Here is a 20,883-nt window from a genome sequence, read left to right as displayed (position 1 = left end):
ATATGAAGATGAAGATTCAGATTCCAGCTAATCTCGTCAGAAAACCGATTGTTTCTGATATAGTTTTGAAGACAAAAGTATTGATAAACTTAGAAAAGGTAAATATCGAGACAAACAAGGCAGATATGATAGTAGATGTCAAAGATGGATGGGAAGATGTAAAAAAAGCATTTGAAGAGCGGGGTATCAAAGTAGATCTACTGAAAGAGCCGATAAAAAGAAGATTAGATCGTTGTGTTATGTGCGGTATATGTTCTATGATCTGTCCTGTCGATGTTTTTAAAATATCGGAAAATTGGGAGGTAAAGATGGATTCGTCAAGATGTATAATATGTAAAAATTGCATCGATCTCTGTCCGACGGAATCTCTTACCATTGATTATTGATATATGAGAGTAAGATTTAATATCAAAGAGACGAACGTATCGATATTATCTAACGAAGAGAGAGATATTGATATAGCGAAAAAGGCGATAATCTCTGCCAGAATGGATTTAGAAGATTATATAAAACGGGATCCTTTTTTTTATATAACCTTTGAGCCTTATCAGCCCAAGAAAGATGTGCCGGATGTGGTGAAAAGAATGGTTTCTGCATCTGAAAAAGTTGGAGTTGGGCCGATGGCGGCGGTTGCTGGAACGATCGCCTGGATAGCCGTAGAAAAGATGAAAATGGCTGGATCGAGATATGCTATCGTGGATAATGGAGGAGATATCGCTATTATAAACGATAAAGTATGCTATGTAGGGATCTATGCCGGGTCGTCTCCAATTAGTTGCAAGTATGCATTCGAGATAGAACCACGTGATGATATAATAGGTATATGTACATCATCAGGTAGGGTAGGACCTTCTATAAGTTTAGGAGATGCTGATGCTGTTACAGTTTTTTCAAAAGATGTATCTTTAGCAGATGCAGCGGCGACTGCTTTCGGTAATTTTATCCATAATGATTTCAATAATGAGATTAAAAAGATAGAGAGTATTATGAATGAAAATGATGATATAATCGGATCTCTGGTTGTTCAGAATGAAAAAGTGGCGTTATTAGGTGATCTTCCTCTGATAGTTAGTGCGAATGTAGACAAAGAACTTATAACAAAGCCGTATTAGAAAAAGGCTTTATATTAGATTAATTATTAATTTTTGGGATTGGTGATATGGAATAATGACTACTACTCTTGAATATATCGACATATTAAGAATATTGGTAACTTTTGTTTTGTTGATATTCTGTTCTTATTCTGATATAAAATGGAGAAAGGTCACAAATAAAGTCTGGTTGCCTGTATTATTTATAGGGCTTATTCTTGCTGCGGTAGAATATTCGATAACCTTTAATATTGCAGAAGTAATCTGGTATATTGTATCGTTCATAATAGTCTTTTTCGTATCATACTTTATATTTGCTATCGGAGGATTTGGTGGAGCGGATGCTAAACTATTTATAATCTTATCTGTCTTATTCACTCATTATCCTATTTTTGGAAGATATCCGTTAATGCCATTAGAACCGTCTCTTATGATCAGTCCTTTGACAGGAATCGGAGCGTTTCCCCTTACTATCTTCCCTTTGGTAGTATTGGTAGACACGTTTATCGTCTCTTTATCTGTGCCAATCTATATACTAGTATATAACTTGTTAAAGCTTCCAAGAGACCAAAGAAGCGATAAAGGTTACTATATGTTTATGTGTCTAAAGAAGGAGAAGGATAAGATAGATGAGGTAAAGATGAGAGTTATGGACGAGGATGATGATTATGCCTGGGTTTCACCTAAAATACCTTTGATGGTCTTTATATTTATTGGTTTTATTATAGCATTGATCTACGGCGATTTAATATATGGAATAATATCTATATAGGAGATTTTAAAGATGATTATAAAGAGATTAGAAGAAATAGAAGAAGAAACAGCTATAGAGATTGCAAAATATATGTTAGCATCTATGATAACCGCACCTAAGACGAGAGGTATCAATGATCTGAACGTCTCTATGGTATTTGGAGATGATTTAAAAAAACTCTCCGATAAGATGAGATCATTATCCAAGAACGGAGATAAGAATTTTATACGGGATGCAAAAAGTGTGGACGATGCTTTGGTAGTGATATTAATCGGAGTAAAGGAGGCAAAATATGCTGGATTGGATTGTGGTGCGTGTGGTCTAGATTGTAACGGTTTAGTAGATAATAGACGAAAAGGAAAGGATTTTTATGGTCCTATCTGTGCATTCAAGCTGATAGATATGGGTATTGCGATAGGTTCTGCTGTAAAAATTGCCAGCATGTTCAATATAGACAACAGGATTATGTATAGGGTGGGAGTTGCTGCGCTTCAATTAGGACAGATAGAAGGAGATATCGCATTAGGAATTCCTCTTACCATAAAAGGAAAAAACCCTTTCTTTGATAGATAGCTTAGTGTATTCTTTAATTAGTATTTTATTTATTATTCATCTATTTTTACTTTATTTTGTTCTTACTATCTTTTATACATCTTAAAAGTAGATATATAGCAATAAATTGGGTTATCACTGCATATAATGATACAATCATGATGTTTATACTAAGATCGATGAAGAATCCATAAATCACACCACCGATAAGAAGTCCCAACCCATATATCGTGTTGAATATACCGTATGCCGTACCTCTCGATTCCAACGGTGCCACGTCTGTAATTACAGCCCTATAAACCGATTCTTGTATTCCAAGAACGATGCCAAATAACATTGATGCAATAAGTATCGTATATATATCATGGCTGATTAAAACCATTATAGATGCTAATGCGGTGAAAATAAAAGGAATTATCAAAAATTTTATTCCTATCTTATCATAAAAATACCCAGAAGGATAAGCAGCCAAGGCATCTACACCCATGATTACAACATATATTATAGGTCCAAACCATACGTATTCAGGTAGAATATGTCCTGCTTCAGAGATTACTAATAGTATATTTATAAGTCCCATACTGTTTACGAAGACTGCAAAAGAATATATGTAAAATTTTTTGTTCAACCTTTCCCTTTTTATGCCTGTCCTCCTTGCATTTTTCCTACTTTCCTCCATAATAGGTAGATTCTCAATCTTTCTATATGCATACCCAAGAGCGAACAACAGTATCAAGAAAGGTATGAACAACACTCCAAATATATTGGTAAAATCGATAGCAGAGGATACCAACAATCCGATGATCAACGGTCCAATTATCGCGCCTATTTGATCCAAAGTCTCATGTATACCGAATGCTTTTCCAGAACCGACGCCTTTGCTTACTATTGAGAGAATAGTATCTCTTGAGGGAGCTCTTAATGCTTTACCAACTCTTTCGATCATTATCAGACTTATTGCCATACCTAGCTGCCACTTATTAGGTAAAAAAATTACAAAAGCCAAGAATGGTATCGATATAATCAGAAAATATCCTAAAAATGTAAAAAACCAATATCTCTGGGAAACATCAGCCCAATAACCAGCCAGAGGTCGGATAACATATCCCAAAAAATCTCCTAATCCTCCAACAAATCCTATCAATACTGCAGATGCACCTAAAAACTCCAAAAAGTATGGTATTATCGATCTTCCTCCTTCATAGACGATATCTCCCATCAAGCTTACTATACCCAGCAGGATGATCGATAGATAAGCAGCCCTTCTTGTATGATTCTGCATATTTTAGAGGAATATTTAAGCTATATTCATATTTATCATTTTCTATACTTCTCTTGATTTATTTATATTGGATTTAGATCATATCATTTATTTTTAAACCGCCAATTTAATTAATTATTCTTATCATAGTAAAGTATATATAATGATATATATGGATAATAATAAAGAAAAAGCTCAGCTACTAATTGATTATCTACACAGGATAGCATTTCACCATGTCTTTTGGTTTACAGAAATAGAACATCAATTAGGAGAAAATAAAGCGTATTCTGCATTAAAAGATGTCTATTCTCAGAGTTATAAAATATTTATAGATAGATTTGCAAGAACTTTAGGTTTTGATATCGAAGATGGCATACCTCTACCGCTTTTAAAGATAGATGAAGAGCAGTTGGATTCTCTGATTAAGTCTATAGGAACAAACTGGTTGGCAAACGATGGAGTCTGGTTTCAAACAGTAGAGGCTGAAAGAGGGATGAACGACGCAAAAAGGTGTAATGATTCTTGTTGGTCTCGATTCTCCCCGTTTGAGGCGTATTCTATTAAAAATCTCCTGAAATTAGAGAATCAACCAGGATTGGATGGTTTAGCAAAGGCGTTAAACTACAGGTTATACTCTGTAATCAATAAACAGACCGTAAAAAGGAAAAAAATATGATTTTCCCGAATGGGAAGTAGACGTGATAGCCATAACCAGAATCGATGATGGCATATTCTACATGCCCAAACTCATTCTCAAAAATAGAGATAAGACTCTTTGCGTTTCTTAATGTCTCTTCTTTATCTCCCTCGTAATCTTTTGCGTCGAGATCGAAGAACACATTCCTAATATACAAGACACTCTCTGAGTCTCTTCCTCCATGTTCTCTCTCATTTACACCAACATATACGTTTATTGTCCGCTTAATCTCTCTCCAACTCTTCTGCTATTCTACCGCTTTCATCACGTGGATCTTTAGAGTGGAATCCCCACTCTTCTAAATCGTAGTGTATGCTATGAGAACGACCATTTTTTATGTAACGGACTTCCAACTCTTTTTCGGGTCTGATAATATGTCTTAAAAATTGATCGATCGTTCTTATCGCATTTTGACGAACCGAAAGATTTATATATACTAAACTTGCATTATTAAACAACATAACTCTTTTACAGTGTCTCCCACTGCAGATTTTCACCTCGCTTTTTTTTATTTAAAAATTAGAAATTCATTCTTTTAAGTTTTCTGCGACTTTTAGAACGGCTGACAATTCTTCCGATACTAGAGGTGGCCGCCAACTGCTACGAGGCGGCAAAAAAAAGCAAACGGTCTAGTGGTGGCCGACTTCGGATCCCAAACGTGGAGCGGTTATTCTTCTTTGCCGGGCGCCGCTTAGTATTCACCCAAGGCCAAGCGGAACACCGTGCTTTACCGCCTTTCAAGAAAGGTATGATGCCGCGAGTCCATCTCTAAAAAAGGATAAAATTTATGTGACTTAAATGGTAGACCGTTATTTACAAAAAAATGTGCGAAAACTGTTCCATTTAAATTAAGTATTGATGAATATGAACTTTACGAGGTGATAACAAATTATCTGAACAGGTTTTTAGCAATACAGGGAACTGGGCGAATCAGACACATTAACTAGGACGGTATTCCAAAGACGTCTGGCAAGTTCTACTTATGCAATTTATGAAAGCCTTAAAAGAAGATTACAAAAGCAGAAGGATTTTTTAGATGAACTTGAGAGTATATCAGCTAAAGAGAAAGTCAAGTTATTAGAAAGACGTAGGGATATAGCAATAGATGAAGAGATAGCATCCCTGAAAGATCTTGTTGAGATGGCAAGGATTGTTTATGAGCAGGCAACGGATACTAAATTGAAAGCTCTCAAAGAATGTCTAGATAAAGCAAAATTTGCAGAACTCAAAGATGGCAGAGGAAAACTTCTGATTTTTACAGAATACAGGAATACTCTCTCTTATATAAAAAAGCAAATTGAAGGTTGGGGATTCTCTACATGTAGAATTAACGGCCTTATGGATGTCTATCAGAGTAAAAAAGCTCAGGAAGATTTGTGTTGCCACAGAGGCAGCTGGTAAAGGGATAAATCTCCAATTTTGTCATCTCATAATTTATTATGATATACCTTGGAATCCTGCACGCCTTGAGCAGAGAATGGGTCGAATCCATCGTATAGGACAAAAAAGGGATGTTTACATATTCAATTATGTAGATTTAGCAGAAATTCTAAGGGAAGCAGCCTATAATCCTCATCGGCTTGAGGAATATCTGTAAACTATTGAAGAGATTGATCCTGAGAAACTAAAGAAATATGAAGAGATGATTGGAATTGCGTTAGCTCGTGCATATGTGGATTTCGGCAGTTTTCAGAAGAAGAATTTCGAGGCGGAAGAAAAAAGGCTTATACCTGAATATGTAGAGAAATACTTCCGAAATTCAGTAGAACTAGCTGGATTAAAGGTTGAGAAAAGAGCAGATGGTCTGTTACGGATCCTCCATGTTCCCACCTCTTTCCGCTCCGAACAACTGGAATCTGTAAGGCACTACGGTAAACCAGAATCAGAGTATAAAAAGATTACTTTTCATAAAGAAGACCTGGAGAAAGATACACATGTTGATGCTGTTCTCTAAGTCCCGGGCATCCGCTTTATGCAATGGTTGATGAAAAGTTATTGACAAAATTAAGGAGGTGAAAAAGTGAGCGATATAAAACCATGGACAGAAGTTGTAAGACTACACTCGGATGTAGAATCAGAATCAACCGCAATATCAGCCTACGCAGTAGATTTAGGTGCACTGGTAGAGAAAGACCCGAATATCCCGCCAACCTACAGGGATGCATATTCTTTTTCCGTGCTACCCATCTGACAAGTGATATGAGAATGTTGGTAGAAGAGGTCTATAATAGGCTATACGGTAAAGAGGGCAATTTCTTTCCAACAAAGAGATGATTCTACAAAAAGATACAAAAAGGATAGATTTACATCAGATTTTTGCATCTCATCTGCTTTGTGGTTACTATCGTCATCTGGCATATCAGGTAATAGATTTGTCATATTTCAACTATAATTATTCGTACTCCAACCAAGAACATTTTGTATTTTCTTTATTTGGTTATTTTTGGAAGTACAAATGAGAATATAAGAACTATACCAATTAAGCCCCATAAACCTAAAGCCGATGCCCAGAAGGGATAACCAGCATAACCATAGATGTCTCCTGAGACAAAAAGCCCCCATACAATCTCGAATGTTATTACGATTGGGATCACAAACTTGATAATTATATCTAGCCACCTACCAAAATGTATCGTAGAAATCCTGTTTGTGTGTTCTCGTAGTTTGCTGGGGTCATACACCCAACCAAAGATTATGCACATTACCAAACCTCCTATCATCACCCCATAGTAGCATACTCCCCTATCCACCATATCCAGCCAGTGCATACCAAAGCCTCGGGCAAAGACGAATATGCTGAGAGTCATTGGTATAAGAATTGTTAGTGCTGTGGCTTTTTTTCTTGAAATTTTGAAGTTGTCTATCAGAGTGGTGATAAAGGCTCCCGCTATCCCATAGGCAGAGGTAAAGGCAAGCATAAAGATACTTGTGAAGCACAATATGCCAAAAACTTGCGACATCGCAGGCATCATTGAAATAGCTGTTGGAAGCGTTATAAAAAGCAAAGGTATGCCAGAGAGAGTCACCTCTGAAACTTCTACCCCAAGTGAATACGCCAAAAAACCTGCGCTGCTAAATACTGCAAAGCCTGCAAGAATCGATGTAAACATATTTAAAAAGCCTATTATTAAACTATACTTATTTACGTCCGCTTTTTCTGGCAAATAACTGGCGTAGGCAGCCATTCCCCCACCCAGTGCCAAAGAGAATGCTGCTTGGCTAGCAGCTGATGCCCATACTTCTGGATCGAGCATCGCCGAAAAATCTGGAGTAAGATAGCTTCTTAAACCAATGTCAATACCACCGGGCAACATCGCACCTCTGATTGAAAATATTATTAATAAGATCCATGCTAGAAAAACAAAATATACTGAAACTTTTTCTATCCTTTTTATACCTTTAGAACATATAAGATATATAAAAAACCACACTAAAATTGTAGCAACTACCACGGGTATAGAAAAACCTCCAGCAATCTCAATACTTTCTGATAACCCGATAAATTCATTATAAAAAAAGTTATTCACGCCAGAAACGGCCTCTGCTCCTTCCCCCCATGGAAGATAACTAGAAAACGCAATATAACAGATGGCCCACGCAGTTATCACAACATAATAAGAGTTGAGTATAAGAATACAGAGTTCCTGAATCCAACCAGCCCATTCAGCTTTTTTTCCTACAATACTGCGAAAAGCCCTTGGTGGGCTACTTTTGCCCATGTGTCCGATACTCAGCAAAAGATAGAGCAGGGGTATTGCTATGAGAAGAGCCGAAATCAAATAAGGTATGAAAAATGCTCCGCCACCATATTTAAATGTAAGATATGGAAATCGCCACATATTCCCAAGCCCAGCAGCACAACCCACCGCTGTGAAGACGTAACCAGCCTTGCTACTCCATGTTTCCCTCTTAACCATAAGCTTTATGTATCACCTTATATTTAATTAAATTTATTTATCTACAGATCGCTGAGACTTTAATCTACTCTCTTTTTTTACTCTTTAGAGATATATTCTTTTTTCCTCTTTTCCTATTTTTTCTCTCCTTTAATAATTAGAGAGATTTTTGCCTCTTTTTTAAAATAAGGATTTAACAGAAGAAATATTTCGTTATTCGTAATAACTGCAGGCCGTAAGCGTTGTTAAGTATCTCTCAATCGATACCATGAATAGAGCCTCTTTCAACAATATGTTCGAGAGATCCCGAAGAGATAGTCTTCGACATGAATTTTAGATTTAACAAAAATCCTTTTGTTAAATCTCTATCTGTACACATCAATAGAGGTCTCTTAAACACTTTCTAACCATAGTCGATATAATTTTTATCCTGCATATCGTCTTGCTATCTTTTTATATGTGGAATGTTTTATTAAATGAAATGAGGTGAAATGATTATGTTAGTTAAAGAAAATGCTGAAAATATCCTTTCTGTTCTTGTCAATCAGCCACCTGACTACTATACCGAAGGACCTGAATTGCAAAAGTTAAAAGGTTTAACTCCCGAAGAAATAAATGATGCAGTTGACATCTTAGAAAAATATGGTTATGTGAAAGTGTTTACTGCAATGGGAACAGTACCATACCATTTTAAAAAAATTATTCTACTCCCGAGAGGTAGATATAAATATGAACAAGACAATAGGATAAAAGGACAATAAAGGAATTAGGAAAAATTATGGATAGAACATTAGAGGGTATGCTAAAAAACCTTAAAGTGTGGTGATATATGAAGCGATCAATCATTATCCCACTATTATTGGTGTTCCTCTTTCTTGGCATGGTTCTTTATCCAGTAGAAGCAAAGCATTACGTTACCGCCTCCGGCGAGGTTATCAGGGTAAACCAAGTTACTTCGGATAGTGGTATGCTGAAAGATGGTAAATCTTACACTTACAGACTTGTTGACAATGATGGTAAACAGCTGGCCCTTCTGACATATTCTATCAAAAAATCCACATATAGGGACCAACCATGCTACAGAATAGAGTATAAGGAGGTCTATTCATCAGGAGAAGAAAAAACCTGTTACAGCTACATAAATGAAAGCACTTTAGAGCTCCTCTATCAGAATCGTTCAACTCCTGCGGCAGAGGGATCATCGGTAATGGAGATTTCTATAGATCCTTTGAACAAAGAGCTAACAATCACATCCCGCTATAAAGACCTTTCAATGATAAAAACATTAAAGACGGAAAAGGAAGTAGTGATAGATGATATTAATCTCTATATTGTGATTAGCGGATTGCTGGATGATCTCTCCACTACCCCTTTAAAATGCAAATATTTGTGGGGACCTTCTCTGTATATAGGTCTTTTAGATATGGAAATAACAGGCAAAGGCAAGGAAGAAATATACGCCGACAATAAGAGTTATATGTGCCGCAGAGTTCAGATTGATATTGCGAGCAAAATACCGAATTACGAGTTCGAAATAAAGCATATCGCATGGTACAATGAAAATAACATATTGATGAAAGTAAGCCTTCAGGGAGGGGGGACTATAGAGTATGTTTCCGCGCAGTAAAACAATCGATATTGTGCTCGAGAGAGAAATTGACAGACCTATAAAATCTGTTTTAAGCTTTGTCTCGGTGCTTACACGGTATAAACCTGGTAAAATCTGCTCTCCAAGTCATTCAAACCGGCTAAAACACTTTGAAAGATCTCACAGAGGTGTCTCTTGTAGACATATCCAACTATACTAATGTTCATTGGAGACTTTACTTAACAATTCGCAATCTTTTTATATGCATCTTCGTATCCCAACTCCATAATCATACCCACAAATTTTAAATGTTCTTCTATTAATGTTCTCACCTCTTCATCCTTCAAGAATTTTTTATAAAAGATTTCTTGTTTTATTTTCCTCTTTAATATATTTAACGGCGTGCATGGCTCATCAACTATGATCTCTCTTGTTTAAAAGCCCAATATAGAGAGAGCGGTTAAGAGATCTTCTGATGCATTTATACATATATTTCTCTTTCCTGCTCTACTGGCTATATATTCCGTATCATTTCTTGCTGATTCTATCTCGTAATAAATATCGTCTCGCAGGAGATCCTTTCATTCATCCGTCTTTATCACGCCTATCCTACCTCTTACTGTTAATAATAATAATATCCTTAGGGCGATATCTCTGGAAAGAAAAAGAGATGAATCTTTTTTATAACAGTATATAGTTGTATTATAATTAGCTTTCAACGATGGTAAGATTTCAAATAATGGTTTAGCTGCTTTGTAATCCTGTGCATCTTCAGGCTCCTTCACCAGACCAAGCTCATTCATCTTCTCTATAACAAACTCATAATCGGCTCCTTCCGCTATTGCTCTCATAAAATCCTCCTGATTTCTTGCTAAATCCAGAAAAATACAGTCATAATCATTCTTTTTAAGAATCTCTACCGCTTTTTCTTTTGAATAGCTCGTATTAATTGTTATAAGGTTTGTTAATTCTTTCATTTCATCGCTTCCGTATACCTTTTAAAATTCAATTTAAAAGATTATTGCTTAATTATCTTGAAAGTCTTAAAATCTTGATTTTTGGATGTTACAAAACTTCGACTTTTGAGCAAATCCACCAAAATATGTCTTTAAGATGGAAGATAGACTAAATCGTGTATTTGGTGATATTACATTTAAAGTCTAGATAAAATGATTATAGGTTCAATAGGAGATATAGAGTATTGGAGAAAGCTTTAAGTTGATAAAGTGAGAGGAGGCTGTGCATAGATGATATTCTAAAACCTGTAAATTGAGAAATATTCAAGGAGTTTCACAAAGCCCTCTATAAACAAATATTTGCATATCTCGCTTTGGATTTATCTCTGTGCTACAATTTGAGCAAAATTTAGCTCTTTTCCCATCTTTATAGACGTAATCTATACCATACAAATTTATTTTCCATAAGTCTCCATCTCAATCTTTAATATTCGATCTAGGGGGAGATCACTATAAGAGCCGTGATATTTGATATATTCTATATAAGGTTCTCCTTTATTGTTATATTTGGGTAAGATTGCATCTTTTCTTCCATCAAATTCTACCACTGGTACATCAATCTTCTGGCACATTTTAAGATCGAATGTAGGAGTTGCCTTGATCCATCTCCCTTCGATAAAAAGTTCACTATACCCATGAACTAAGAGATTGGTACCCAAAAATTTAACAAGTTCCTTTGGTGCGAGATGATTTCTGATGGTGGCAAACCCCAATCTGGAGGGAATGCCTACAGCCCTTGCCAAAGTGCTCAACAAAACTGCTTTCTGTACGCAGTATCCTTCCCCACGATTCAAGATCTTGCTTGCTATGAAGTCTTCCGCATCGGATGAGTATAGATAGGGGTCATATTTTATCTCGTCTCGCACAAAATAAAAAACTTCTCTTGCTTTATCTAATTCATGGTCGGTGCTTCTAACAAGCTCTTTGGCTTTGTCTTTAATAAGAAGAGAGTCGCAATCCATAAAATAAGTAGATCTCAGATATTCTTTCATCATGCTATCCCGAATTTTTTCTTCTTGAGCATAGTATATAAAGATGCTTTAGTGTTATACCATTCCTGATAATCTTTTTTGTAGCTGTTAGAGATCTCGTGCGGAGTCTAAGAACGCTCCAATTCGATGGCTATCTGCTTCCTGTGAGAGTCGGTATCCCCAAAAGCAAACTCCGCTGCCTTTGTGCGCAGATAATAGAGCCCAACATCTTCTTCCCTCGTGAATCCAATTGCCCCGTGAATTCTGATACCCTCAATGCAAGTTCGCTGATAAACTTCATTCGCTTTTGCCTTGCCCATAGATATCAGTAAATCGGATGGAGAACCAACATTTATCATCCATGCCGCCTCATAGACGAGATATCGCAGTCCTTCAATCTCAGTAAACATATCGGCCAATTTATGCTGAATTGCCTGGAATGAACCAATAGGGCGATCAAACTGGACCCTCTCCTTGGCATAATCGTTGGCCATTTCTAGTACGGCTTGAGCCCCTCCAACCATCTCGGCGCATTTTAAGACCGCTCCCCTTTGGATGATAAAGTTCACCACATCCCATCCTCTGCCCACATCTCCCAAGACATTGTCTTTGGAAACCTTTACATGATCAAATCTTACCTCACATTGCTTGTCATGTGCCGCAGTAGGGATAACCTCCACCTCCAAGCCTTTGGTCTTTGCAACATCCACAATAAAGACTGTGATTCCATCTTTTGGGTTTTTTTCCTCGCTTGTTCGGGCAACAACCAAGAGGCGATCTGCCACGTGAGCGTATGGAACGAAGAGCTTGGTTCCTTCGAGAATGTACTCCTCCTTTTCTGGAATGGCGCGAAGTTTTATGCCTGATGCTTCATAGGTAACCGATGACTCCATCAAGGCGAGGGTCCAAATCTCCTCCCCCTTGGCTATCTTGGGAAGAAATTTTTCCTTCTGTCCCTCATCACCATATTCCAGGATGGAGAGAGAAGAAAGAATGGTGGAGAAGAAGGGGGAGGGGAGAATGTATCTTCCCATCTCTTCTACCAAGATCATTAAGTCGATGAAGTCCCCTTCTGTTCCACCATACTCTTCAGGAAATACGACACCCATCCACTCCAGCTCCGCCATCTTTTTCCACATCTCTATGTCGTATCCTCTTTCATCTTCCTCCAACTCTCTTACCTTATCTTTGGAACACTCCTTATTCAGAAATTCCCTAACCGATGTTTGGAGTATCTTTTGATCCCCTGAAAGATCGAAGTCCATTTTTTATCCTCCTAATACGATTTGGGTAACCCCAACCCAAATTGACCGATGATGTTCTTCTCGATCTCATCCGTCCCAGCCGAAATCGATATGCCAGGAAAGAGCCAATATAAACTCTCCACGCAACCTCTAAGCTTGGACCATCTGGAATCCCGATGTAATGGATCTATTTGAGAGTACGCTCCCAGGATCTCTGTTCCGGTGATAGCCAGCCGCTCTTGCACCTTGTCATTGAAAACTTTGTCTCTCGATGGCTCGTAAGTGGGCATCTCTCCTTTGCTCATTTTCCAAGTCGTTTGGCTGACAAGCATCCTTTGCATCTCAACTTCAATAGCCATATCAGCCAATTTACAGCGGATCTCGTGCTTTTGGAAGAGATTGGTCTCCTTGGCATATCTAACCAGCTCGTCCAGTATCCTCTTGTTGTACCCATAGCCTGAGGGACCGAGACTGCCCCGCTCGTATGCCAGAGAGGTCATCAACTGATACCACCCTCTATTCTCCTCACCGACCAAGCTGGATTCTGGAACCCTTACATCATCGAAGAAGACCTCGTTGAAGATGTGGTATCCCGCATAGTTCACCAGAGGATTGACTGTAACGCCCTTGCTCTTCATATCCACGATAAGAACACTGATCCGCTGATGCTTTTTGGGGGCATTTGGATTGGTTACAGCCGCAAGCCAGCACCATCTTGCCCTGTGGGCAGCACTGGTCCACGTTTTCTGCCCGTTGATAACATATTCGTCTTCCTCCCTCACAGCCCGGGTCTGAATATTGGCAAAATCGGAGCCAGCATTGGGTTCACTATATCCTGTGCACCAAACACCGTCTGGCTCTCCAGAGGCGATTAACGGGAGATATTTCTCCTTCTGCTCCTCGCTACCATACATCATGAGGGAGGGACCTACCCATGCCACCCCACTTATACCCATCATCGTGCCTGGTATTCCCCAGTACCCAGATTCTTCCAGATATACCAGTTGTTCCCACAGCGAAGCTCCCTTGCCACCGTATTCCTCGGGCCAAGACATCGTGAGCCATCCTCTCTCGGAAAGTTTCTTGGATATAGACATGGCAAACGCCCAATCTTCGTCGCGGCTTTCCTCCTCTAACATGACCGTAAGCCATCCCGGCGGAAGCTCCTCTCTTGCAAACTCACGAATCTCCTCTCTCAACGCCTCTTCTTTCTCGCCAAATTTGAAATCCATCTTTTTACACCTCATTTTTAATCGTTTATTATTTAAAATAATATTTAATTCCTATAATATTTAAATATATCTTTAATAACTTAATTAAACTTAAAATAGAACTTAATTAAACATCTTCTCCGTTGGCGTCTTTGGCAAATCCTCATCTCTAATATCAGATAATTTATTCTTTGTATATCTCTTTAGCCTTAATCAGGTTGTATAGAGTCTCATTAACATCGCAATTCAGCATATAACTTCTACCAATCCGTACAATCTCCCCATTTATCTCGTCTATCTCAGTCTTTTTACCTCTATCTATATCTTGTAACATAGATGATCTGTTCTTTTCAGTCCGTTTTGCAATCATCAATACCTTATCTTCATTCACATCAACGTTAATACCAACCTTATTTGCAACGTTTATCGCCTCTCTAACTACTTTTCTGCTTATATCTCTTAAATTTGTTATTTTATAAATATAACCATTTTCCAGTCCTGTTATAGCACCAATCGCATTTATACCTGCATTAATTATAAGTTTGTTCCATAATTCTTTTTTTATATTAGAGGTTAAAGTCGTCTCAATCTTTGAATTATCAAATATACTCTTGATCTCCTTTATCCGTTTCGTAACCCTCCCATCCATCTCGCCTATGATGGTTTCCCCGTATCCTGTATGTCTTATTTCTCCAGCCTTTACAAGTAAGGCAGCTTGAGATGTTACACCACCCACCACATGATTAGCCCCAATTATTCTGGCAATTATCTCTTCGTTCCTTATTCCATTTTGTAGGCTTAAAACCACGCTATCTTCCTTAATCAAAAGAGATTTTGCTGATTTCTCTGTATCGTACGCTTTTACCGTCATTAATATTAAATCCGACTCTACAGGTTCGGTATATACTTCAGGATATGCGTAAAATTCGTCTGCGTTATGAATGTGCAACCCATTATTTTTTATTTTCTCAATCTGCCAATCTTTTCCTATCAAGATTACTTTATATCCTGCTTTGGAGATCAAACCACCAAACAAACAGCCTATTGCTCCTGCTCCCATTACCATTATATTTTTAAACATAACGCTTGTTTCTATTTTTTGTTATAAATATAATCAGGCAGATTAATAAAAAAGAAAAAGATTTTAAATGATTATAACGGTTCATTTAAGAATATGCACAAATATGATGATATTATCTCTAAATGTATAATAGCAACGTTTAATTCTAATTTAGAAGATTTATTATCCGATATAGGATTTAAAAATATAAGAAGAATAACTCTTATCGATGATAAACGATGCATGAAGAGCACCTTAAAAGGATGCGATGTTATTATAAGTAACGGAGAAAAAGAGGAATTTTTATCAGAGGTATCATCAGAGCTAGGAATACCATTTATAACAGGAAAGGTAGTTACCGTGATTCTCCCAGACGGATATAAATACAAAGATTTGAATTTATCAAGATTTGAAGATATATCACATACCCCAGATGATAGAAGGATTTTAGAATCGATCCAGATTAAAGAGACGATAAACGTTTTAACAGACGATGAAACACCTCTTTTTGCACCTAAAGCAATAAAGATAGAGAACAAAAAGTTAAAAAAGATAAATCTCTTCGATAGTTTAAAAGTCTAAAAATCTGTTTTGACTCTGTATTGATCGATCTCTTCCGTATTTAAATGTTTTAAAAACTTTCTTGTCTCACCCTCAACATCTTTAGACGCTGTGATTCCTCGCCCCACGATAAGTATATCTGCACCACTATCAAGTGCCTTTTGAACATTCTCAGGTCTGAGACCGCCTGCAACTCCCACCAATATATTTTTGAACTTGCTTTTAATCTCTTTCACGATAATCCAATCTTCTTTCTCAATTGATTCGTTATCTATCGCCCTATGAATCTCGACAACATTTGGTTTTATTGATAAACTGGATAAAACACTTATAGGGTCTTTTACATTCAACATATCTATAACAGAATAAATACCAGTCTTTTTTGCTTCATAAATAGCTTTTTCTATTGTTTTAATCGGTGCAAGCCCTGAAATTACTATAGCATCCCCTGATGCATCTGCTACGATTCTTGCTTCAAGATTTCCCGTATCCAATGTCTTCAAATCTGCAACTATAAATAGACCCGGTTTTTTCTCTCGTATCTTATCTATAACATCTATACCGTATCTCTTGATTAAAGGAGTTCCTATCTCGATAATAATATGATCGCTGTCCGGCAGCTGTTCTACCACTTCTTGCATTCTACGTAGTTCAGGCAAATCTAAAGCAACCTGAAGATAGGGCGGATTCCACAATCTCTGTACAGAAAATCCCATTATAGGATTTATAGACCGATCTTTCTCGTATAAAACGGTATCGATATCAGGAAACGATGAGAGAGCCCTGTTTATTGCAAGTTTGGTTGCACCGTAGTTATATCTATAAATCTTCTCATAATCTTTCGCATTAGGATGGATGAATACGCTTGCTATGATAACTATCCGTTCTACATCTTTCTTCGGGATAACCCCCTCTTCTACACAATCCGCAACGGCTTTTGCAACGGCTGATTGAGCAGGACCAAATATTTTGTTCGCATCATTCATATCTCTGATAGTAACCTTCGGTATGATTAAAGTAGATGGTTTTGGCGGCAAGTTTGGTCTTATAACGGACAATAATGGTGTATGCCCCTTTGAAAGGTTTACTAATCCGTTAGCAAACGCATCTCCCACAGCCCCCCTTTTGTCTCCTATAATCAGATCGATATGAGCTACTTCGTCACCTTCTCCAACCAACGCCTCTCCAACTAAATATAAGAAATCATCATCTCTTAATTCCAATATAACACCTCTCGATTGTTCAAATCTTAACTCTACTATACTTATAAACACTTGTATATTTTTTGTATATTTCAAGTTCCTGGCTTATAATGCTCGAATATCTTCGCTTCGCAATAGATAAGTCTTATTTTTTTCAATGATATCGTCGATGGTCTTTATAATTTTATCTTTATCCTCAGGAAGTCTTCCTCCTAGTGGGAGATAATTAGATGCATGATTGCTTCTAAAGATACAGTCACTGACCTCCATATTTTCAATTATGCTTCTGCATTCCAAAATGCTCTCTATAGGACTTAAAAGAGTCAATCGTCCAGCTGTAGAAGGAGTGATCATTAAAGTTAAAGCACCGACATAATCCGGATCCATATCACTCAATAATCTTGCAGTCTCTTTTGCATGTGTTTTACTACCTTCTTTCCCGCCTAAACCTAATATAATAGTTACAGATAGTTTAATACCAGCTTTTTTAGCCTTTAATCCTGCATCAAGCATCTCGTCCCGTGTTACTCCTTTACCGATTGATCTCAAAAGATTGTTATCCCCGGTCTCTACGCCAAGATAAACCAGATCCAATCCATGTTTTTTTAATTTTTTAAGATCATCAATATCCTTATCTAATAAGTTATGAGGAGTAGCATACGTACTCACACGTTCTAACTTAGAAAAAGCTTTGTTTAAGTCATCTATTATCTTTAAAAGATAATCTGTATCTAAGACGAGTGCGTCTCCATCTGCAAGAAATACTCGTCTTATTTTATCACCGTAAACCATTTTTGCTGTCTCGATATCGTCTTTTATCTCATCGTACTCTTTTATTCTGAAGTCTTTATAACGATACATCGAACAGAATGTGCACTTATTCCAAGAACATCCCACTGTTGCTTGAATAATAAGACTCTCTGCCTCGCTCGGCGGTCTAAAAATCATACCTTCGTATGGCATTTTTATCTTACATGGACAAATCTTTTATTTTAGATAGATACGGAGAATATATACTGTGTTGTTGTAGGCAACATTTTTCGTAGATTAGCGACATCGTTGGCATATAATATAATCTCGTCATCCTTTTCGTAATAGTATCCTTCTCCCAGTATTCTTTTTACAATATCACAATTTATCTTGCCGACAACCCGTCCAGCACCTCTTCCATAATCCGAATTCATCTCTATATAAATCGGCAAGAATAATCGGTCGTAATCTTCTTTAGGCAGAATCTCCGCAATCTTATCAAGTTCCTTCTTTTTAAATACATGTATCGATCCATCTTTTCCTCGCACCATCGGTCGATTCTCTGACAAAAGAGATGATAAAGTCTTTCTTTCTTCCGGAATGTGACTATTTAGAGACTCTACCATCTTTCTAAATGTCCTTTCCTTCATAGATCACACACTCTACTTTATATTTCAAGTTTCTTTTATTTAATTCGTTTATTATGTTTATAATATTATCGTTCGTACATACAAACAAGGTTTCTAATCCATGTTCTGCTGCATCGCATACAGATGCAATCGACCCAAAAAAAGAGTTTATGTTAGCATTGATCTTTTTTAGAGATACGTAAGATTCTAAATCGTAAGCAGAGATAAAATCTTTATCTTTCACAAAATTCTCCAATTTTTTGTAATCTACTCTTCGGCTTCCACCATCTTTGATGCTTGGCACCTGGAGTATGGTTACCTCTTTAATATCCATCTTAATTATACCTTTTATCTCGCTTATTCCAACATCTTCTCCATTTAAAGCATAACAGACAGCCACCCCCGTAGCTCCACCATCTACATCCCTTCCTGCATAGAGCATCCCTTTTTTCATATATAACCCTACTTTATCTCCTTTTTTGATATCGTACGAAGCAATTGCTGGAGATATAGCGATGGTTTTGACTATGTTATCTAGTATCTCTTTCGTATATGCTTTAAAATCGTTTAAACTGGATATTATATAATCCGTTCCTTCTTTTGTTATCTTGTATTTTCCTTTAGATGGAGAATAGACCAACCCCTCTCTTACCATCTCTTTGATATACTCAGAGACCGCCTGGGGTGTTATCTCTAATCTTTCAGATATGTCTTTCTGTCTTACGTTTGGTTGATTGGCAGCTATTTCGACCAAGATTTGAAATTTAGTACTATTTTTTTTATTTTTCAGCAATATAGGCATTTTTTATCATCACCACGTCTTGTCCTCTCAAATCTAACAACAATGATCTTTTCAACAAACCTTTTAGAAAATATAATGGATAATCCAGTTCTCTACAGATCTCATTGACCGATTTTTTATTCTTACTTATCTTTTTTATTACCTTTGTTTCATACTCTTCAAACGTCTCATCATCCATAATCGCTATATCTATAATCTCGGCTAGATCACTGAAATTTGATTGAAAATCAGCTTTTATTTTAGAGTATATTGCTGTATATTCCATTTCAGGCTTTTCTCCTCTTTCAGGTGTTCTCCATCGACCTGATATCAGATGTCCCGCCTTGAGTAACTCTATACTCTTATTTATATCCATCCTTATTATCTCTTCCAACTCTTTTTCAGTCTTCCATCCTCTCAAAAGCTCATTATAGACTGATCTATGTAGAGCAGAATTGAATATATACAATATTGGAACGAGATCTGTTGGATTAGAAATGATTTTTACTCTTTGATTCATATAATCACCAACAAAGAATAATCCATTAATATAACGTTCTTATGATATAAAGATATAGTTTTTAAATCAAATAATAAGGTTAAATATTACGAATCAAAGATTCGTAGCTCACAAATCGAAGATTTGTGATATCTCTTTTACTTTATATTTCAAATCGGTTAAAGAAGAATCGTTTATTATTACAATATCTGCATCTTTCATAACTTTTTCTAAGCCCCATCCTATCTCACGCCGGTCTCTCTCATCCAAATCTTCGGATGCATCTTCTCTTCCTCTCTTCAAGATGCGTTCGAATCGTGTATTCTTGTCTGCGGTTACGTTAATCAACACGAACTTATCCGTCAGAGACCGGAATAATTCCACCTCTTCTATATTTCTGATACCTTCGATCAATATATATCTTAGGTTATCTCCCTTCTCGTCGATTATTTTTTCGATCTCAGGAATACATCTTTTAGCAATGGTATTCATTCCCTCTTTTTTCCTTAAATAATCGGCATATTTTCCAATATCACAAACCCTTTGATTCGTAATATTTTCTAAATCGTCCATCTTCTGAAACTCTTTTCTTATAACATCACCCATATTTATAGATGGAATACCCATCTCTTTAATAAAGTTGGCTACCTCTGTCTTTCCTGATGCAGGCAATCCTGTTATCCCAATTATCACAAAACCTTGTTTCTTTTTCATAAGTCTCATATAATCTTAATCAAGATAATAATCTCAATTATTATATATTTTTTGTATATAAAAACTATTAAAACTACTCTCTAATTGGGATCTCTCAAATATTTTGGGTTTAGATTATTTTTAATATTTATAAAATTTTATAATCTTACGTATAATAAGCAAATCTTAATATGCCAATAAAACTTTGTGAAGATCAAAATGTTTTTATACAGAATGTAATATAAACAATCAACTTTAACAGGAGGGAAGAAAATAAATGGTACGGTTTCCTGAAGCAGATGCGAGGCTATTCAATAAAAAAATTTGTATGAGATGCAATGCAAATAATCCACTAAAAGCAAAACGATGCAGAAAGTGTGGATACGATAAACTGAGAAAGAAGTCTAAAGAAAGAAGAGCTTAG

At 36.7% G+C, this 20,883-nt stretch carries 28 protein-coding genes; 13 read left to right on the top strand and 15 right to left on the bottom strand.

From position 1 onward, the window contains the following. The first annotated feature begins 2 nt into the window (after positions 1-2). From LPC15_RS03115 to LPC15_RS03100, 4 genes are read left to right on the top strand one after another with little or no spacing between them, the layout of a single operon-like run. A complete protein-coding gene (locus tag LPC15_RS03115) occupies positions 3-386 on the top strand; it encodes a 4Fe-4S binding protein (protein WP_229235258.1) in 384 nt (127 codons plus the stop codon). A gap of 3 nt (positions 387-389) precedes the next feature. Then, positions 390-1,112: a UPF0280 family protein gene (locus tag LPC15_RS03110; protein ID WP_229235257.1), complete on the top strand. Its 723-nt coding sequence runs from the start codon at positions 390-392 to the stop codon at positions 1,110-1,112. Positions 1,113-1,167: 55 nt separating this feature from the next. Next, positions 1,168-1,863 (top strand): A24 family peptidase, encoded by a 696-nt coding sequence (locus LPC15_RS03105; protein ID WP_229235256.1) that lies wholly within the window; start codon positions 1,168-1,170, stop codon positions 1,861-1,863. Positions 1,864-1,875: 12 nt separating this feature from the next. Beyond that, entirely contained in the window at positions 1,876-2,418 is a 543-nt protein-coding gene (locus LPC15_RS03100) for a ferredoxin domain-containing protein (RefSeq protein WP_229235255.1), read from the top strand. A gap of 46 nt (positions 2,419-2,464) precedes the next feature. Here LPC15_RS03100 and LPC15_RS03095 read toward each other — a convergent pair whose 3' ends face one another. Beyond that, entirely contained in the window at positions 2,465-3,679 is a 1,215-nt protein-coding gene (locus tag LPC15_RS03095; protein ID WP_229235254.1) for an MFS transporter, read from the bottom strand. Between the two features lie 151 nt (positions 3,680-3,830). On the opposite strand from LPC15_RS03095, the gene LPC15_RS03090 reads away from it, so the two are divergent. Next, positions 3,831-4,337, top strand: a complete 507-nt coding sequence (locus LPC15_RS03090) for a DUF6125 family protein (RefSeq protein ID WP_229235253.1) — start codon at positions 3,831-3,833, stop codon at positions 4,335-4,337. Positions 4,338-4,582: 245 nt separating this feature from the next. On the opposite strand, the gene LPC15_RS03085 is transcribed toward LPC15_RS03090, so the two are convergent. After that, positions 4,583-4,855: a hypothetical protein gene (locus LPC15_RS03085; RefSeq protein WP_229235252.1), complete on the bottom strand. Its 273-nt coding sequence runs from the start codon at positions 4,853-4,855 to the stop codon at positions 4,583-4,585. 643 nt (positions 4,856-5,498) lie between these two features. Between LPC15_RS03085 and LPC15_RS03080 the strand changes: the two genes are divergently transcribed. From LPC15_RS03080 to LPC15_RS03070, 4 genes are all read left to right on the top strand, one after another. Next, on the top strand, positions 5,499-5,759 hold the full coding sequence (locus LPC15_RS03080; RefSeq protein WP_229235251.1) for a hypothetical protein: 261 nt from the start codon (positions 5,499-5,501) through the stop codon (positions 5,757-5,759). Next, a complete protein-coding gene (locus LPC15_RS07020; protein ID WP_420709487.1) occupies positions 5,701-5,955 on the top strand; it encodes a helicase-related protein in 255 nt (84 codons plus the stop codon). Before LPC15_RS03080 ends, LPC15_RS07020 begins: the two co-directional genes overlap by 59 nt. A 45-nt stretch (positions 5,956-6,000) precedes the next feature. Continuing rightward, the gene (locus tag LPC15_RS03075; protein ID WP_229235250.1) at positions 6,001-6,312 is read left to right on the top strand and encodes a hypothetical protein; all 312 of its coding nucleotides are present in this window, start codon (positions 6,001-6,003) and stop codon (positions 6,310-6,312) included. A 66-nt stretch (positions 6,313-6,378) separates the two neighbouring features. Then, on the top strand, positions 6,379-6,549 hold the full coding sequence (locus LPC15_RS03070; RefSeq protein ID WP_229235249.1) for a hypothetical protein: 171 nt from the start codon (positions 6,379-6,381) through the stop codon (positions 6,547-6,549). Between the two features lie 238 nt (positions 6,550-6,787). Here the strand turns inward: LPC15_RS03070 and LPC15_RS03065 are convergent, their stop codons facing one another. After that, positions 6,788-8,275, bottom strand: a complete 1,488-nt coding sequence (locus LPC15_RS03065) for a sodium-dependent transporter (protein WP_229235248.1) — start codon at positions 8,273-8,275, stop codon at positions 6,788-6,790. Between the two features lie 235 nt (positions 8,276-8,510). Beyond that, on the bottom strand, positions 8,511-8,654 hold the full coding sequence (locus tag LPC15_RS03060) for a hypothetical protein (protein WP_229235247.1): 144 nt from the start codon (positions 8,652-8,654) through the stop codon (positions 8,511-8,513). A 97-nt stretch (positions 8,655-8,751) separates the two neighbouring features. Here LPC15_RS03060 and LPC15_RS03055 point away from each other — a divergent pair, with 97 nt between their 5' ends. Continuing rightward, positions 8,752-9,015, top strand: coding sequence for a hypothetical protein (locus LPC15_RS03055; RefSeq protein ID WP_229235246.1), 264 nt, complete (start codon positions 8,752-8,754; stop codon positions 9,013-9,015). 119 nt (positions 9,016-9,134) lie between these two features. Then, positions 9,135-9,881, top strand: a complete 747-nt coding sequence (locus LPC15_RS03050; protein ID WP_229235245.1) for a hypothetical protein — start codon at positions 9,135-9,137, stop codon at positions 9,879-9,881. Between the two features lie 542 nt (positions 9,882-10,423). Here LPC15_RS03050 and LPC15_RS03045 read toward each other — a convergent pair. The 5 genes from LPC15_RS03045 to LPC15_RS03025 form a co-directional block, all read right to left on the bottom strand. Then, positions 10,424-10,819, bottom strand: coding sequence for a hypothetical protein (locus LPC15_RS03045; protein ID WP_229235244.1), 396 nt, complete (start codon positions 10,817-10,819; stop codon positions 10,424-10,426). 434 nt (positions 10,820-11,253) lie between these two features. Next, entirely contained in the window at positions 11,254-11,853 is a 600-nt protein-coding gene (locus LPC15_RS03040; RefSeq protein ID WP_229235243.1) for a transglutaminase-like domain-containing protein, read from the bottom strand. Positions 11,854-11,957: 104 nt separating this feature from the next. After that, positions 11,958-13,094 carry an acyl-CoA dehydrogenase family protein gene (locus tag LPC15_RS03035; protein ID WP_229235242.1) on the bottom strand — a complete coding sequence of 379 codons (1,137 nt, stop codon included), beginning with the start codon at positions 13,092-13,094 and terminating at the stop codon, positions 11,958-11,960. Between the two features lie 11 nt (positions 13,095-13,105). Next, positions 13,106-14,305: an acyl-CoA dehydrogenase family protein gene (locus LPC15_RS03030; protein WP_229235241.1), complete on the bottom strand. Its 1,200-nt coding sequence runs from the start codon at positions 14,303-14,305 to the stop codon at positions 13,106-13,108. Positions 14,306-14,468: 163 nt separating this feature from the next. Then, positions 14,469-15,365: a ketopantoate reductase family protein gene (locus LPC15_RS03025; protein WP_229235240.1), complete on the bottom strand. Its 897-nt coding sequence runs from the start codon at positions 15,363-15,365 to the stop codon at positions 14,469-14,471. Between the two features lie 93 nt (positions 15,366-15,458). Between LPC15_RS03025 and LPC15_RS03020 the strand changes: the two genes are divergently transcribed. After that, on the top strand, positions 15,459-15,926 hold the full coding sequence (locus tag LPC15_RS03020; protein WP_229235239.1) for a hypothetical protein: 468 nt from the start codon (positions 15,459-15,461) through the stop codon (positions 15,924-15,926). Here LPC15_RS03020 and LPC15_RS03015 read toward each other — a convergent pair. From LPC15_RS03015 to LPC15_RS02990, 6 genes are all read right to left on the bottom strand, one after another. Continuing rightward, positions 15,923-17,128 (bottom strand): bifunctional 5,6,7,8-tetrahydromethanopterin hydro-lyase/3-hexulose-6-phosphate synthase, encoded by a 1,206-nt coding sequence (locus LPC15_RS03015; protein ID WP_420709497.1) that lies wholly within the window; start codon positions 17,126-17,128, stop codon positions 15,923-15,925. The two genes, LPC15_RS03020 and LPC15_RS03015, sit on opposite strands and share 4 nt — an antisense overlap. A gap of 84 nt (positions 17,129-17,212) precedes the next feature. Further along, positions 17,213-18,070, bottom strand: a complete 858-nt coding sequence (locus LPC15_RS03010) for a radical SAM protein (RefSeq protein WP_229235237.1) — start codon at positions 18,068-18,070, stop codon at positions 17,213-17,215. A gap of 29 nt (positions 18,071-18,099) precedes the next feature. Then, positions 18,100-18,507, bottom strand: a complete 408-nt coding sequence (locus tag LPC15_RS03005; protein ID WP_229235236.1) for a DUF61 family protein — start codon at positions 18,505-18,507, stop codon at positions 18,100-18,102. Next, entirely contained in the window at positions 18,488-19,288 is an 801-nt protein-coding gene (locus tag LPC15_RS03000) for a MarR family transcriptional regulator (RefSeq protein ID WP_229235235.1), read from the bottom strand. Before LPC15_RS03000 ends, LPC15_RS03005 begins: the two co-directional genes overlap by 20 nt. Further along, positions 19,266-19,787, bottom strand: a complete 522-nt coding sequence (locus tag LPC15_RS02995) for an ArsR family transcriptional regulator (protein ID WP_229235234.1) — start codon at positions 19,785-19,787, stop codon at positions 19,266-19,268. The genes LPC15_RS03000 and LPC15_RS02995 overlap by 23 nt, the downstream gene beginning before the upstream one ends. Before the next feature lie 108 nt (positions 19,788-19,895). Next, a complete protein-coding gene (locus tag LPC15_RS02990) occupies positions 19,896-20,480 on the bottom strand; it encodes an AAA family ATPase (RefSeq protein ID WP_229235233.1) in 585 nt (194 codons plus the stop codon). Positions 20,481-20,736: 256 nt separating this feature from the next. On the opposite strand from LPC15_RS02990, the gene LPC15_RS02985 reads away from it, so the two are divergent. Continuing rightward, complete coding sequence (locus tag LPC15_RS02985) at positions 20,737-20,883, top strand: 50S ribosomal protein L40e (protein ID WP_229235232.1); 147 nt, start codon at positions 20,737-20,739, stop codon at positions 20,881-20,883.

Source organism: Candidatus Methanoliparum sp. LAM-1 (assembly GCF_020885915.1).
In the GTDB taxonomy this organism is placed as follows: domain Archaea; phylum Halobacteriota; class Methanoliparia; order Methanoliparales; family Methanoliparaceae; genus Methanoliparum; species Methanoliparum thermophilum.
This window is presented reverse-complemented; position numbering and strand designations above follow the sequence as displayed.

Bases quoted from the DNA above. Each gene is read 5' to 3' on its own strand.
- LPC15_RS03115 (WP_229235258.1), top strand. From the start codon at position 3: ATGAAGATGAAGATTCAGATTCCAGCTAATCTCGTCAGAAAACCGATT.
- LPC15_RS03110 (WP_229235257.1), top strand. From the start codon at position 390: ATGAGAGTAAGATTTAATATCAAAGAGACGAACGTATCGATATTATCT.
- LPC15_RS03105 (WP_229235256.1), top strand. From the start codon at position 1,168: ATGACTACTACTCTTGAATATATCGACATATTAAGAATATTGGTAACT.
- LPC15_RS03100 (WP_229235255.1), top strand. From the start codon at position 1,876: ATGATTATAAAGAGATTAGAAGAAATAGAAGAAGAAACAGCTATAGAG.
- LPC15_RS03095 (WP_229235254.1), bottom strand. From the start codon at position 3,679: ATGCAGAATCATACAAGAAGGGCTGCTTATCTATCGATCATCCTGCTG.
- LPC15_RS03090 (WP_229235253.1), top strand. From the start codon at position 3,831: ATGGATAATAATAAAGAAAAAGCTCAGCTACTAATTGATTATCTACAC.
- LPC15_RS03080 (WP_229235251.1), top strand. From the start codon at position 5,499: ATGGCAAGGATTGTTTATGAGCAGGCAACGGATACTAAATTGAAAGCT.
- LPC15_RS07020 (WP_420709487.1), top strand. From the start codon at position 5,701: ATGTCTATCAGAGTAAAAAAGCTCAGGAAGATTTGTGTTGCCACAGAG.
- LPC15_RS03075 (WP_229235250.1), top strand. From the start codon at position 6,001: ATGATTGGAATTGCGTTAGCTCGTGCATATGTGGATTTCGGCAGTTTT.
- LPC15_RS03065 (WP_229235248.1), bottom strand. From the start codon at position 8,275: ATGGTTAAGAGGGAAACATGGAGTAGCAAGGCTGGTTACGTCTTCACA.
- LPC15_RS03055 (WP_229235246.1), top strand. From the start codon at position 8,752: ATGTTAGTTAAAGAAAATGCTGAAAATATCCTTTCTGTTCTTGTCAAT.
- LPC15_RS03050 (WP_229235245.1), top strand. From the start codon at position 9,135: ATGGTTCTTTATCCAGTAGAAGCAAAGCATTACGTTACCGCCTCCGGC.
- LPC15_RS03045 (WP_229235244.1), bottom strand. From the start codon at position 10,819: ATGAAAGAATTAACAAACCTTATAACAATTAATACGAGCTATTCAAAA.
- LPC15_RS03040 (WP_229235243.1), bottom strand. From the start codon at position 11,853: ATGATGAAAGAATATCTGAGATCTACTTATTTTATGGATTGCGACTCT.
- LPC15_RS03035 (WP_229235242.1), bottom strand. From the start codon at position 13,094: ATGGACTTCGATCTTTCAGGGGATCAAAAGATACTCCAAACATCGGTT.
- LPC15_RS03030 (WP_229235241.1), bottom strand. From the start codon at position 14,305: ATGGATTTCAAATTTGGCGAGAAAGAAGAGGCGTTGAGAGAGGAGATT.
- LPC15_RS03025 (WP_229235240.1), bottom strand. From the start codon at position 15,365: ATGTTTAAAAATATAATGGTAATGGGAGCAGGAGCAATAGGCTGTTTG.
- LPC15_RS03020 (WP_229235239.1), top strand. From the start codon at position 15,459: ATGCACAAATATGATGATATTATCTCTAAATGTATAATAGCAACGTTT.
- LPC15_RS03010 (WP_229235237.1), bottom strand. From the start codon at position 18,070: ATGCCATACGAAGGTATGATTTTTAGACCGCCGAGCGAGGCAGAGAGT.
- LPC15_RS03005 (WP_229235236.1), bottom strand. From the start codon at position 18,507: ATGAAGGAAAGGACATTTAGAAAGATGGTAGAGTCTCTAAATAGTCAC.
- LPC15_RS03000 (WP_229235235.1), bottom strand. From the start codon at position 19,288: ATGCCTATATTGCTGAAAAATAAAAAAAATAGTACTAAATTTCAAATC.
- LPC15_RS02995 (WP_229235234.1), bottom strand. From the start codon at position 19,787: ATGAATCAAAGAGTAAAAATCATTTCTAATCCAACAGATCTCGTTCCA.
- LPC15_RS02990 (WP_229235233.1), bottom strand. From the start codon at position 20,480: ATGAAAAAGAAACAAGGTTTTGTGATAATTGGGATAACAGGATTGCCT.
- LPC15_RS02985 (WP_229235232.1), top strand. From the start codon at position 20,737: ATGGTACGGTTTCCTGAAGCAGATGCGAGGCTATTCAATAAAAAAATT.